General features: G+C 65.3%; 12 protein-coding genes. 2 read left to right on the top strand and 10 right to left on the bottom strand.

Annotated elements, in window-relative coordinates; genetic code table 11:
- Position 1 precedes the first annotated feature (1 nt).
- The 3 genes from PMI12_RS10005 to lplT all read right to left on the bottom strand — a co-directional run bounded on the left by PMI12_RS10005 (position 2) and on the right by lplT (position 2810).
- The gene (locus PMI12_RS10005) at positions 2-490 is read right to left on the bottom strand and encodes a glutathione peroxidase (RefSeq protein ID WP_007831681.1); all 489 of its coding nucleotides are present in this window, start codon (positions 488-490) and stop codon (positions 2-4) included.
- A gap of 9 nt (positions 491-499) precedes the next feature.
- Complete coding sequence (locus tag PMI12_RS10000; protein ID WP_007831678.1) at positions 500-1393, bottom strand: DMT family transporter; 894 nt, start codon at positions 1391-1393, stop codon at positions 500-502.
- Between the two features lie 112 nt (positions 1394-1505).
- The gene (gene lplT / locus PMI12_RS09995; RefSeq protein WP_007831672.1) at positions 1506-2810 is read right to left on the bottom strand and encodes a lysophospholipid transporter LplT; all 1305 of its coding nucleotides are present in this window, start codon (positions 2808-2810) and stop codon (positions 1506-1508) included.
- Positions 2811-2992: 182 nt separating this feature from the next.
- On the opposite strand from lplT, the gene alr reads away from it, so the two are divergent.
- The gene (gene alr, locus PMI12_RS09990; protein ID WP_007831670.1) at positions 2993-4102 is read left to right on the top strand and encodes an alanine racemase; all 1110 of its coding nucleotides are present in this window, start codon (positions 2993-2995) and stop codon (positions 4100-4102) included.
- A complete protein-coding gene (locus tag PMI12_RS09985; protein ID WP_007831667.1) occupies positions 4099-4821 on the top strand; it encodes a hypothetical protein in 723 nt (240 codons plus the stop codon). The genes alr and PMI12_RS09985 overlap by 4 nt, the downstream gene beginning before the upstream one ends.
- Positions 4822-4878: 57 nt before the next feature.
- On the opposite strand, the gene PMI12_RS09980 is transcribed toward PMI12_RS09985, so the two are convergent.
- From PMI12_RS09980 to hpaI, 7 genes are all read right to left on the bottom strand, one after another.
- Positions 4879-5856, bottom strand: coding sequence for a 2-dehydropantoate 2-reductase (locus PMI12_RS09980; RefSeq protein WP_007831665.1), 978 nt, complete (start codon positions 5854-5856; stop codon positions 4879-4881).
- A gap of 13 nt (positions 5857-5869) precedes the next feature.
- The gene (locus PMI12_RS09975; RefSeq protein WP_007831662.1) at positions 5870-6661 is read right to left on the bottom strand and encodes a class II aldolase/adducin family protein; all 792 of its coding nucleotides are present in this window, start codon (positions 6659-6661) and stop codon (positions 5870-5872) included.
- Positions 6662-6679: 18 nt separating this feature from the next.
- Positions 6680-7672: a Bug family tripartite tricarboxylate transporter substrate binding protein gene (locus PMI12_RS09970; RefSeq protein ID WP_007831660.1), complete on the bottom strand. Its 993-nt coding sequence runs from the start codon at positions 7670-7672 to the stop codon at positions 6680-6682.
- A gap of 36 nt (positions 7673-7708) precedes the next feature.
- Positions 7709-9439, bottom strand: a complete 1731-nt coding sequence (gene ilvD / locus PMI12_RS09965) for a dihydroxy-acid dehydratase (RefSeq protein WP_007831658.1) — start codon at positions 9437-9439, stop codon at positions 7709-7711.
- On the bottom strand, positions 9436-11394 hold the full coding sequence (locus tag PMI12_RS27820) for a hypothetical protein (protein WP_007831656.1): 1959 nt from the start codon (positions 11392-11394) through the stop codon (positions 9436-9438). Before PMI12_RS27820 ends, ilvD begins: the two co-directional genes overlap by 4 nt.
- Complete coding sequence (locus PMI12_RS09955) at positions 11391-12587, bottom strand: hypothetical protein (RefSeq protein ID WP_007831654.1); 1197 nt, start codon at positions 12585-12587, stop codon at positions 11391-11393. Before PMI12_RS09955 ends, PMI12_RS27820 begins: the two co-directional genes overlap by 4 nt.
- Positions 12588-12655: 68 nt before the next feature.
- Entirely contained in the window at positions 12656-13477 is an 822-nt protein-coding gene (hpaI, locus tag PMI12_RS09950; protein ID WP_007831652.1) for a 4-hydroxy-2-oxoheptanedioate aldolase, read from the bottom strand.
- Between the last annotated feature and the right edge of the window lie 84 nt (positions 13478-13561).

Genomic DNA, 13561 nt, shown 5'->3' with positions numbered 1-13561 from the left:
ATCAGCCCGCCGCCAGCGCCGCCTCCACATCGCGCGTCAGCGAGGCCGGCGTGTCCAGCGGCGCGTAGCGCTTGAGCACGGTGCCGTCGCGCCCGATGAGGAACTTGGTGAAGTTCCACTTGATGGCCGTGCTGCCCAGCAGGCCCGGCTTTTCCTTGGTGAGCCACTGGTACAGCGGCGCGGCGTTGCTGCCGTTCACGTCGATCTTCTCCATCATCGGGAAGCTCACGCCGTAGTTCGTGGTGCAGAAGGCGCCGATTTCCTCGTTGGTGCCCGGGTCCTGCGCGCCGAACTGGTTCGACGGAAAGCCCAGCACCGCCAGCCCCTGGTCGGCGTACTTCTCGTGCAGCGCCTCCAGCCCCGCGAACTGCGGCGTGAAGCCGCATTTGCTGGCGGTGTTGACGATCAGCAGCACCTTGCCCTTGAAGGCGGAGAGCTTTACCGGCTTGCCGTCGATCCGGTTGGCCTCGAAGTCGTAGACGCTGGTCATGCTGTTTCCTCAGGTGGGGGAAGAGGCGCGATCATCACTCCGCCCGGGCGTTCGTGCAAACGCCGACCAGACGGCGCCCAGCACGATCAGCGCGCCGCCGGCGAGGATGCGCGGCTCCATCGTGGCCGCGCCGAGCGCCACCGACGACACGCTCGCGAACAGCACCTCCGACAGCATGATCACCGAGGTCGCGGCAGCCGGGAGCCGGGCCGCGCCGTACTGCAGGCACACGTTGGCGAAGACGAAGCCGGTGCCCAGCAGCACGGCCCAGCCGAGCCAGCCCGGCGAGGCGTGCAGCGGCGAATCGAACGCGCCGAGCGCGGTGCCGCCCAGCGCCGCGGCGCCGGCCACGAAGGCGCAGCCGCAGAACATCGACAGCGCGCGCGACTCGCCCGGCGCCTGTCGCAGGTGGCGCAGCGCGATGTTGGTGACGGCAAAGCTGAAGCCCGCCGCCATGCCCAGCCAGTCGGGCAGGCTCGACGGCACCGGCCATTCGGTGCCGGGCGCCTTCAGCACCACCACCACGCCGGTGAGCGCCAGCGCCACGCGCGCCAGCGCGCTGCCGGTCGGCCGCTCGCCCAGCAGCAGCCAGCCCAGCAGCACGCTCCACAGCGGCATCAGGTAGAACAGCAGCACCACGCGCACCACGTCGCCCTGTGTCACGGCCCAGTTGAATCCCACGTTGGTGAAGCCGGCCGCGAGGCCCAGCAGTGCCAGCATCGGAAAGGCAATGAAACCTTTCCACGCGTGCCGTCGCAAAAGCCCCATCGCGGCGGCGATGACCAGGTAGATCAGGCAGGTGGTCCACAGCGGATGCAGGCCGTGGCTCGCGATCTGGCGAAACGGAAACCACGAAACGCCCCAGACGAAGGCGTTGAAGACGAGCGCGAGAGCTGCTTGCATTGGAGCGGAAATTTTCGTGGGGCACCGAGGAACCGGCTTTGCCGGGCCTCTGGTGTCGCCCCCGGCGAGGGGGAAGGCGCAGCGACACGAAGTGCGCGCAGCCTGGGGGAGGTCAATGATGCTTGTCGCTGCGGGCGATGGCCAGCAGATGCTCGATCTCTTCCGGGTATTTCTTCAGGTTGCTGTCGTACCAGTATTTGATGAGCCACATGCATCCCGCCACCACGAGGCCGAACGCACTGATCGCGCCGTACGCCGAGAGGCCGAGGCCCGTGCACACGCTGTAGAAGCCGCCGAGCAGGAGAATGCAGGCCTGCTCGTTGAAGTTCTGCACCGCGATGGAGCGGCCCGCGCCCATCAGGTTGTGGCCGCGGTGCTGCAGCAGCGCATTCATCGGCACCACCAGGAAACCGCCCAGGCCGCCCAGCAGGATCAGGAACGGCACCGCCAGCCACACGTTGCCGATGAAGTTCATGCAGATCACCATCAGTCCCATCGCGATGCCCATGGGGATCACCCGCGTGGCCATGTCCAGCCGCATGCGCATCGAGGCCACGATCGCGCCCACGGCCGTGCCGATGGTCACCACGCCCGTCAGCGCCGAGGCCTGCGTGGTGTTGTAGCCCAGAGCCAGCGAGGCCCAGGCCAGCACGATGTACTTGAGGTTGCCGCCCGCGCCCCAGAACAGCGTGGTGGTGGCCAGCGAGATCTGGCCAAGGCGGTCGCGCCACAGGCGGGCGTTGCAGTGCCAGAAGTCGGGCAGCAGCGCGGCGATGTTGCGCGCCAGGCCCTGTTCGGGGTTGGAGCGCAGCGGGCGCATCTCGACGCCGGTGTGCGGGATGCGCGTGTTGAACCATGCTGCCAGCACGTAGACAAAGATCAGCACTGAGATCGCGGCCTCGGCCGGTGAGTCGATGCCGGTGTCGATGAACGGGAGGTCGAAGGCCAGCAGTTTGCTGGAAATGGCATGCCCCACCAGCGAGCCGCCGAGCACGATGCCCAGCAGGATCGACGCGATGGTCAGTCCTTCGATCCAGCCGTTGGCCTTCACCAGTTGGGATGCCGGCAGCAGCTCGGTCAGGATGCCGTACTTTGCCGGCGAATACGCCGCGGCGCCGAGCCCTACGATCGAATACGACAGCAGCGGATGCGAGCCGAACAGCATCATCAGGCAGCCCACCACCTTGATGGCATTGCTGATGAACATCACCGTGCCTTTGGGCAAGGCATCGGCAAAAGCGCCCACCAGCGGCGCCAGCACCACATAGAAGACCGCGAAGATAGGCACCAGGGCTGCGCGCTGCCATTCGGGCGCACCCGAACTTCGCATGAGGTCGACCGCAACAACGAAAAGCGCTTGGTCGGCCAGCGACGAAAAGAACTGGGCCGACATGATCGTGTAGAAACCGCGCTTCATCGATGGGCTGGCTGGCCAGAGGGGTCTGCTGGCGGTAGTGAAAAAGTGTTGCGCTGCGGGCGAATGGGCGGTTATAGCATGGGGGTGGGGCACGGAATTAGGGATCCCTACGGTGTTCAACCCCATTCCCGAAGATGCTAAAACGTGGTCTGCATTGTCCCCGAGTCTTCCCCAGAATTCCCATGCCGCGTCCCATTCTCGCCACCGTCCATACCGGCGCCCTGCGTCACAATCTCGAACGGGCGCGTCGCTCGGCCCTCGAGGCCCGCGTCTGGGCCGTCGTCAAGGCCAATGCCTATGGCCATGGCATCGAGCGGGTCTATGAAGGCTTGCGGGGCGCCGATGGCTTCGCGCTGCTCGACCTGGCCGAGGCCGAGCGCGTGCGCGCACTCGGTTGGCGCGGCCCGGTGCTGCTGCTCGAAGGCGTGTTCGACGCCCGCGACCTGGAGCTGTGCTCGCGGCTGGACCTCTGGCACACCGTGCACTGCGACGAGCAGATCGACATGCTCGCCGCCCACAAGACCCTGAAGCCGCAGCGCGTGTTCCTGAAGATGAATTCGGGCATGAACCGCCTGGGCTTCACGCCCGAGCGCTTCGGCTCCGCCTGGACCCGCCTGAACGCGCTGACGCAGGTCGACGAGATCTCGCTGATGACCCACTTCAGCGACGCCGACGGCGCGCGCGGCATCGCCCACCAGCTGGCGACCTTCGAACGCGCCACGCGCGACCTGCCGGGCGAGCGCTCCATCGCCAACAGTGCCGCCACGCTGCGCCATGCCGAGCAGACGCGCGGCGACTGGGTGCGCCCCGGCATCCTGCTGTACGGCAGCGCGCCCGATTTTCCCGAGCACGATGCGGCGCACTGGCAGCTGCAGCCCACCATGACGCTGTCGACCCAGATCATCTCGGTGCAGACGCTGAAGGCCGGCGACACCATCGGCTACGGCTCCAGGTTCACGGCGCAGGGGCCGCTCACCATCGGCATCGCGGCGGTCGGCTATGCCGACGGCTATCCGCGCCACTGCGACAGCGGCACGCCGGTGCTGGTGAACGGCGTGCGCACCCACATGGTCGGCCGCGTGAGCATGGACATGATCACTGTCGACCTCACGAACGTGCCCGACGCGAAGTTCGGCAGCGAGGTCACGCTGTGGGGCAAGTCCGCGAAGACCGGCGCGGTGCTTCCCATCGACGAGGTTGCGAAGGCCGCGGGCACCATCGGCTACGAACTCATGTGCGCCGTGGCGCAGCGCGTGCCTTTCGCCGATCCGGCCCCCACCGAAGGCCGATGAAGATCCTTTCCGACTGGCGCTCCGTGCGCCTGTGGGAAACGCAGGTCGAACGCGACCTGCACCGCAGCTACAGCCTGCGCACGCACGGCATCCTGATCGGCACGTTCACGATGCTGCTGATGTGGGGCGTGTCGGCGCTGCAGATGCACCTGCTGCATGTGCACTCGCTGGCGGTGCGCTACCTCCTCACGCTGGGCGTGGGATACCTCGGCTATCTGCTGGTGCTGCGCTGGTGGGCCAGGCGCCTGGTGGAGGGCCGCGAGGTGGACGCCAACGTCGATGCGCCCGATCTGGACTTCGGCGGTGGTTCCCAAAGCCATGCGAGCGCCGGCGACGGCAGCGGCCTGTCCGACGTGGCGAGCGGCGCGCTCGACATCGCGGGCGGGGCGGACGAAGGCGCAGTCGTCGTCGTGCCGGTGATCGCCATCTTCCTGATCTGCGCGGCCGTCGTGCTCGGCGCCGGTTCGCTCGTGCTGCTGTACTTCGGCTGGGACGCGCTGCTGGCCGTGGCCATCGAGGTCGCGTTCTCGTACGTGTCGGCCCGCGCCGCGGTGCGCGTGGCGCGCGAGGGCTGGCTCATGGCGGCCGTGCGGCTCACATGGAAGCCGCTGCTGGGCGCGGTGGTCTGCACGGTGGCCCTGGGCGCGCTGCTCGACCACTTCATGCCGCAGGTCGACTCCCTGCCCGAGGCGGTGCGCGTCCTGCTGAAGAAGCACTGAGCACCGAGCGCGAGCAGCGCCGCCTTCCTGCGCGCCGCGATGGTGTGCATGACGCGCTCAATACAGGCCGAGCTGCCGCGTCCTCAATCGCGCCAGGCCCAGCAGCGCGTCGGTAAAGGGCGTGGCCACCGCAGTCAACTCGCCCAGCTCACGCACCACGGTCACCAGCGCGTCCAGCTCCACCGAGCGGCCGGCTTCCACGTCCTGCAGCATCGAGGTCTTGAACGCGCCGAGCTTCTTCGTGATCGCATGCCGGTCTTCCGGGCTCTGCGTGATCTCGATGCCGATGCGCCGGCCGATCTCCTTGGCCTCCAGCATCACCGCCGAGATGAAGCCGCGCACGTAGTCGTCGTCCATGATCAGGTCGGTGGTGCAGCCCGTCAGCGCGCTGATCGGGTTCACCGTCATGTTGCCCCACAGCTTGAACCACACGTCCTTCTGGATCTGCGGCGACAGCGTGGTGTCGATGCCTGCGGCGTTCAGCAGCTCGACCAGCTTCTGCACGCGCGGCGTGGCTTCGCCCGAAGGCTCGCCCACGATCAGCCCGTTGCCGAAGTGATGCCGCACCACGCCGGGTCCGTCGAGCGAGCAGCTCGCGTGCACCACGCAGCCGATCACGTTGCGCGCGGGAATGGCCTTGGCAATAGCGCCTTCGGGGTCCACCGCCGCGAGCCGGTGGCCCGTGATCTCGCCGCCAAAGCCGCCTTCCAGGAACCACCATGGCACGCCGTTCATCGCGACCAGCACGATGGTGTCGGCGCCGATCAGCGGCCCGATGCGCTCGGCCACGCCGGCCAGCGCGGGCGCCTTCACGGCGATCACCACCAGGTCTTGAACACCGAGCGCTTCGGGGTCGGCCACCGCGTTCACCGGCACACGCGTGCGCACGTCGCCACGCATGAGCGAGAGGCCGTCGCGTTGCAGCGCATCGAGCGTGGCGCCGCGCGCCACCACGTTGAGGCGTTGGCCTGCCTGTGCGAGGCCGACGCCGATCCATCCGCCGATCGCGCCGGCGCCGTAGATGCAAATCTTCATGGGAACAGGCGCCTCAGTTGCGGTAGCTCGGGTCGATGCGGTCCACTTGCCGCACCAGCGCATCGAACACGTCCTGCCCCGCGCCATGCTCGGGGCTGAACTGCAGCGCGTCGCGCGTGCAGCGCTGCGCGATTTCATCGCTCACCGGAATGGCTGCGCCCATCGAGAAGGTGGCCATCTGGATCTCGCAGGCGCGCTGCAGCGTCCAGAGGATCGCGAAGGTCTGCGGCAGCGTCTGGCCCCAGGCCAGCAGCCCGTGGTTGCGCAGGATCACCGCGTTGCGGTTGCCGATGCTCTTGAGCAGGCGCGGGCCTTCGTCGGCATGGATGGTGATGCCCTCGAAGTCATGGTACGCCACCATGTCGTGCAGCTGGGCGGTATAGAAGTTGGTCTGCTGCAGCCCGCCCTGCAGGCAGGCCACGGCCACGCCGGCCGTGGTGTGCGTGTGCATCACGCAGTGCGCACCGGGCAGGCCGTCGTGGATGGCGGCATGCACCGTGAAGCCGGCCGGGTTCACCGGATGGGTCGAGCCGTCGAGCACCTTGCCCTGCAGGTCGATCTTCACCAGGTTGCTCGCAGTGACCTCGCTGTAGTGCAGGCCGAAGGGGTTGATGAGGAACTGCTTCTCCCCGCCCGTCACGCTGTCGGGCAGCCGCATCGTGATGTGGTTGTAGATCATCTCGGTCCAGCCCAGCATCGCGAACACGCGGTAGCAGGCCGCGAGCTGCTCGCGCGCGATGCGCTCGCCGGAGTGCAGCGAGGGATGGACCAGCGCCGGCGGCGCGGTGGTGGCGAGTGTGTTCATGGCAGTTCCTTCATGTGTTCAACCCTCCGCGGTGAAGCCGACCTCTTTGACGATCGGCGCCCACTTGGCGGTGTCTTTCTTCAGCAGATCGGCCAGCTCGGCCGGCGTGGAAGACATCGCCTCCAGGCCGAATGTGCCGAGGCCGTCGATCACGTCCTTCTGCGCGAGCGCGTTCTTCATTGCGGTGTTCAGCTTCGCCACCAGCTCGGGCGAGGCCTTGGCCGGCAGGAAGAAGGCGAACCATTCGCTGTGCGCCATGTCCTTGATGCCCTGTTCGCCGAAGGTGGGCACTTCGGGCGCGAAGCGGCTGCGCTTGGCGCCCGAGACGCCCAGGATGCGCACCTTGCCTGAGGGCAGGTGCTGTGTGATGTCGCCGATCGGCCCCGACACCGCCGAGATGTTGCTGCCCAGCAGGTCGAGCATGGCGGGCTGCGTGCCGCGGTAGGCCGCGTGCTTGAGCTCGACGCCGCCCTTCTTGCCCAGCAGCGCGCCGATGAAGTGCGGCGTGGAGCCCGCGGCGGGCGAACCGTAGTTGGCGCCGGCCGGATTGGCCTTGGCCCAGGCCAGGAACTCGGGCACCGTCTTCACGCTGGCCGGCACGGCCGGGCCCACGGCAAAGCCGAAGTCGAAGATGCAGGCCAGGCTGACGGGCGTGATGTCGACCATCGGGTCGTACGGCAGCTTCTTGTAGATGTGCGGGTAGATCGTGAGGATCGAGGTCGGCGTCTGCAGGATGGTGCTGCCGTCGGCCGGGCGGCCCTTCACGTAGCTCACGGCGATCTGGCCGCCCGCGCCGGTGCGGTTCTCGACCACCGCCACCTTCGCGTACTCGGGGCTGAGCTTCTGCGCGAGGCGCCGGCAGGTGGTGTCCGAGGTGCCGCCGGCCGCGAAGCCGGTGACGATGGTGGCGGTCTCGATGCTCATCGCCTGCGCGAAGACGTTCTGGCCAAGGCTGGCCATCAAGGCGGATGCACTGGTGGTCTGCAGGATCTGGCGGCGGGTGAAGCTCATGGTGTCTCTCTCCGGACGGTGGTTATGGAGGGTCGATCAAGACTCGTCGCGCAGCCAGGTGACCGCGCCCGAGTGGGTCACGGCGCCCTGGTGGGCAGGGCGCACGGTGAGCGCGTATTTTTCCAGCAAGCCCCCGCGGGCCGCCCCCGCGTTTACCTCACGTCGGGCGAGCCGCGCGGCGATTTCCTCCGTGGTGAGATCGACCGTGATCGAGCGTGCCTCGGCACGCGCGTCGATGGCGATCACGTCGCCGTCGCGCAGCGCCGCAATCGGTCCGCCGTCGGCCGCTTCGGGCCCCGCGTAGCCGATGCACAGGCCGCGCGTGGCGCCCGAGAAGCGCCCGTCGGTCAGCAGTGCCACCTTGTCGCCCATACCCTGGCCGTAGAGCAGGGCGGTGATGCCGAGCATCTCGCGCATGCCGGGGCTGCCCTTGGGGCCTTCGTTGCGGATCACGATCACGTCGCCGGGTTCGTACAGGCGGTTCTGCACGGCGGTCTGCGCTTCTTCCTCCGAGTTGAAGACGCGCGCCGGCCCGCGAAACACCAGCCCCTGGAGCCCCGCCGTCTTGAGCAGCGCGCCGTCCGGGCAGAGGTTGCCCTTGAGCACTGCGAGGCCGCCGTCGCGCGTGATCGGGTTGCCGGCCTCGCGCACCACGCGGCCATCAGGCGCAAGGGCGCCGGCCAGTTCCTCGGCCATCGTGCGGCCGGTGAAGGTGAGCGCATCGCCGTGCAGGAAGCCCTGCTCTAGCAGCGTGCGCAGGATCACGCCCGCGCCGCCGATGTAGAACACGTCGCGCGCAAGGTACTGGCCGCCGGGGCGCAGGTCGGCGATGAGCGGCGTGCGCGCGAAGACCTCGGCCACGTCGTCGAGGTGGAACTTGATGCCGGCTTCGTGCGCAATCGCCGGCAGGTGCAGCGCGGCATTGGTCGAACCGCCCGTGGCCGATACCACGGCGCAGGCGTTTTCCAGCGCCTTGCGCGTGACGATGTCGCGCGGCAGCGGGCTGTCGCCCATCACTGCCTTCATCAGCGTCTTCGCGGCGCGGCGCATCAGCGGCGCGCGTTCGCTGAACACGGCAGGCACCATGCTCGAGCCGATGGGCGCGAGGCCCAGTGCCTCCGACACCATGCCCATCGTGTTGGCCGTGAACTGCCCTGCGCAGGCGCCGGCCGTCGGCAGGCAGGCGCGGCTCATCGCGTCGAGTTCGTCGTGCGTGGCGGTGCCGGCCAGCACCTTGCCGATGGTCTCGTAGGTGTCGACCACGTTCAGGTCGCGCCCGTCCGGCCCCGGCATCTGGCCAGGCAGCGCCGAGCCGCCATGCACGAACACGCTGGGCACGTTGCAGCGGACCATGCCCATCATCAGGCCGGGCAGGTTCTTGTCGCACGCGCCGATGGCGAAGATCCCGTCCCACTGGTGGCCGCGCGTGGAGGCTTCCACGCTGTCGGCGATCAGCTCGCGCGAGATCAGCGAGAAGCGCATGCCCGAGTGCGCCATCGTCAACCCGTCGCTGATCGACACCACCGGGCATTCGTGCGGCGTGCCGCCGCCCGCATAGATGCCGGTCTTGGCGTGCTGCGCCTGCTCGCGCAGGTTGAGGTTGCACGGGCTCATCTCGCCGCCCGTATGGAACACGCCGATGTGCGGGCGCGCGATGTCCTCGTCGTCCTGTCCCAGCGCATGCAGGAAGCTGCGTGTGGTCGCACGGATCGTGCCCTCGCGGATGGTGGCGGAGCGAAAGCGGTTTTGGGATCGTACTTTTGTCAAAGTGTTCTCTTTTCAACCTTTAGACCAAGAGCAGTGACGAGGCCACGCTCTTCTTTGGGAAGGGACAGCAGATTTTTTTCATCGCCCGTGTTAAGCCAGTTTGCGATCGATCGACCAACTCTTTCCAGAATTCGCAAGAACTTGAAAGCTGAATCTTTCGTCGACAAGGGGTCAATAAAGCGAATAATTTCGTCTATTACTCGTGCTCTTTCTGCTTTTTCATAGTGCAGGATTGAGCCAATGACCGCTACTGCTGCATGGGAAGGAAACCTTAACATCAGCTTGACTAGCTCCGGGAAAATCAAAGCTGCCTTCGAGTCGTCGATGTGGAACAAATTTATGGCACCGATTAGTAAGTGTCGATACTTTTCTACTGCATTTGACTTCGACAAAAGAGAAGCTTGCTTGTCGATATTTGTTAAGTATGCCTTTGCGATGTAGTCCACTTCAAGCAGAAGGGGCGGCTTCAAATTCGGTACGAGTCTGAGCATGCTAAGCAGCACGATGGCGCGCGCCTGCCGAGCTTTTTCGCTTGCTGGAACCATACGAGTAATCTCTTCGATGAGACGCTCTATCTCATCAAGACCCGCTGCGCCTTCGACGCACGCTAGGAGATCGTTGATTTGGGCTCTGAATATTGGGTCTGCAGCTTGACTTGTGCGCATAAGTTCGAGCGCACGCAACACATAGCGTCGATCCAATCGATCAACAGAGCTTTCATTGGCAAGCCAATCATCCAATTCGGTTTCTGTGTACCAAATTCGAAGAATCTCGACAAACAACCCAATCGGCTCGCCACGCTGCTGTTTTACCTCCATGCACAGTCGCATAAGCGGCTCGGTCAGTTCATAGTAACTTTCCCGACCCTGTTCAATCGAACGCACATAACGCTTCTCGCGCAACTGCTTGAGTTGTCCAGAGCAGGTCTGGTGTGTGATGAAGCACGCTTTTGCTATCTGCTTGACTGGTGCCGCCCCGCGATAGTTGACCAAGTACTCCACGATCTTCCGCTGCTGGCCTGACAACTCTTTCATCCGCGCCTGGTAATACGGCGTCAGTTCGTCCAGCGTGTGCATCACGGCTTGCACCAATTCGTCGAGCGCCTCACGGCTTAAGAACTGCGCAAAGATCACGTAGATGCGTGGGTTGCCTTCTGCGAGATGGTGCACTGCGCGGATGCGCGCATGCCCTTCAGGCGTATCGATGAAATCGGCCAATGCGCTGTCACCGCGCTCCACCGCGATTTTCTTCAACAGGCTGACGACGTCCTCAAGGCTGAAATCATGCAGCGCCTGTATGTCGAAGAATCCATAGAACGGTGATTTCTGCAGGCTCACGCCCGCGAACAATGCTGGCGTGGTCGCGACCAGTACCAACTGCGGATGGTTCTGGATGAACGCTCTGAATTGCCGCTGCCCCGCATCGCCTAATTGATCGAACAGGTCGTCCAGGTTCTCCAGCAGCACGATTAGCGTCTTGTCGCCAAGGATCTCCAGCAGCAACGATGTGCCTTGCACTTCCGCCTGTTTGAGCGTCAGTTCATACAGCGGCGCCGTCCGTGCCGCGATGCCAAGTTCCGGGCTTTTCTGATCCAGCGTGCGAAGGATGCGCAGCACGAGTTCGAAGAAGCTGGTCACGCCCCATTCTTCTTCGCGCATCCATGCGATCAATCCCTTCTTGCGGATATCTTCCGACGTCGAAAGCCGGTAGTGCAGCAGCGAGATCAGATGTGTCTTGCCGATGCCGCGTGGGCCGACGAACAGATAGTGATGCTTGGCGCGAGTCGTCACGCTGTGCACGACATCGTCGTAGCACGCATCGATCAGCGGTTGTCGCTGCACCAGCATCTGCTGCAACGTTTCGGGCTGCATCATGCTGGGCGTGAAATGCGAGAGGTACAGCGCCTTTTGCGCCATAGGGGTGGGTTGGGCAGAGGGCTCGTTCTTTTTCTTCATGCCGCACCGCCTTCCATCATGGGCACGCCTCGATGCCAACGCCACCAGCGAGCCACGATGCTGAACTTGTAGAGAAGCTCGCCGTTTTCCGGATGGCGAACGAAGTAGTAGTCGCGCTCCAGCAAGTTCGTGAGTTCGAGCCAGCTTTCTCCGTCCAATGTCGGAACGACACCCTTGGCGCGATTGATCGCGGACTGCATGGACATCGAGCCGGTCGCGGAGGCCACCGCATCCAGCAGCGCGTGACATGCCGCGCGATCTGCTGCGTAATACTCGCGCGTTCGTTCTTCGTAGTGCTTCAGATGCCAAGGGTCGAGCGCGGACCGGATGGCATCGGTCACTTCCCTGCGCACATCGTCCGCCGTCACGCGGTACGCCGACCCTGCGTGCTTCGACTTGAGCTTGCTCAATACATGGTGAATGTAGAACGGGATGTCGTCGACTTCCGTCGCCACCACACGGGCCACGGCGTCTTCGTCCATTGCGATGCGGTTGTCCTGGAATAGCCGAAGCGCGAGAGACGTCGCATCGGCATGAGCAAGGGGCGGCACCTCCACCGTGATCATGTCGTTGACCGGCGCATTGACATAGCCCTGTTGCTTCAGGTGCCGCACGACATGGTGCAAGCCGATCGAGCCAGTGAACACCATTCGCACCTTGGCGTTTTCCTGGCGAATGCTGCGCAGCACGTCCAGCAGCTCCATCGCCTCCTGCGGCGCAGTCTTCGCGAGGTTCTGCAGCATCATGGGCAGTTCATCCCAGAGGAAAACCACGTACTGCGTCTGCGTCGATTCACCCAGGTGGGCCAGGGTATCGACCAAGCCCTGCTTCCAGCTCTTGGCGGCGAAGTTCGGAAGCGTGACCGGGCCGATCTTCAGCCCGGACGCCTCCGAGCCTATGTTTGCGAGCCAGTCCCTGAACTTCTTGATTTTGCTGAGCAGAGGGTGAAGATCGGCCAGGACATATTGGACGAACTCATTGGCGCTGCGCACGCCTTCCAGGTCGCGCTTGACCATGACCCAGCCGTCGCGTCGCTGTGCCTCGAGCTTGCTGAGCACGTGGGTCTTGCCCATGCGCCGTTCCGCGACGAGCTGCAGGCTCTGGGTCTCGAGGATGTCCATGACCTCGGCCACCAAGGTGTCCCTGCCCACGATGTCTTCGAGCGCAAGCGCTCCGCCTGGGTTGATTTTCATTGAAGTACGATAAATTTAACGTACGTCAAATCTAGCATGTATTTGCACGGGGCTATGTCTGCGAGCCTTCAGTAGCTCGACGAACCAGAACTCGCCGTGAGATTTTTGTACCTGGCCAGCAGCTGCTTCGCCGCCGCCGCCAGCACGATGGTGTCCACGCCCACCGCCACGAACAGCGCGCCGGCCGCGAGCCACTTGCGTGCCTGTTCCTCGGTGGTCGACAGGATGCCCGGCGCCTTGCCGGCCTTGCGGATGCGCGCAATCGCGTCGGCAATCACGGCCTGCACCTCGGGGTGGTTCGGCTGGCCCACGAAGCCCATCGAGGCCGACAGGTCGGCCGGGCCGATGAACACGCCGTCCACGCCCGGCGTGGCCGCGATGGCGTCGAGGTTCTTCATTGCCTCCACCGTCTCGGCCTGCACCAGCAGGCAGGTCTGCGCATTGGCCTCGTGCAGGTAGTTGGGGTAGGCCTGCCAGCGCGAGGCGCGCGCCAGCGCACTGCCCATGCCGCGGATGCCTTCGGGCGGGTAGCGCATGCCCTGCACCAGCCGCGCCGCCTGCTCGGCCGTGTCGACCATCGGCACCAGAAGCGTCTGCGCGCCGATGTCGAGGTGCTGCTTGATCAGCGTGGTGTCGCCGACCGGAATGCGCACGACGGGGTGCGAGCGCTCCGACTCGGGCTGCGCCGACCATGCGCTCGAAATGCCCTGCAGCTGCGCGAGCACCGAGCGCAGGTCGTTGGGCGCATGCTCGCCGTCGACCAGCAGCCAGTCGTAGCCGGTGCCGGCCAGGATCTCGGCGGCGTAGCCGTCGGCCAGCCCGACCCACAGGCCGATCTGGGGCTTGCCCGATTGAAGGGCTTGCTTGAAGGTGTTGATGGGGGTGTGCATGTTTAGTCCGGGAGGTGGAAGGGTGATGTCTTCATTCGTGGAGCACCGCGGAACCGGCTTTGCCGGGCCGCAGGTGTTGCCCCC

The sequence above is a fragment of the Variovorax sp. CF313 genome, from assembly GCF_000282635.1.
GTDB lineage: Bacteria > Pseudomonadota > Gammaproteobacteria > Burkholderiales > Burkholderiaceae_C > Variovorax.
The sequence above is the reverse complement of the archived record's forward strand: the minus strand, read 5'-3'. Positions and strand labels throughout refer to the sequence as shown.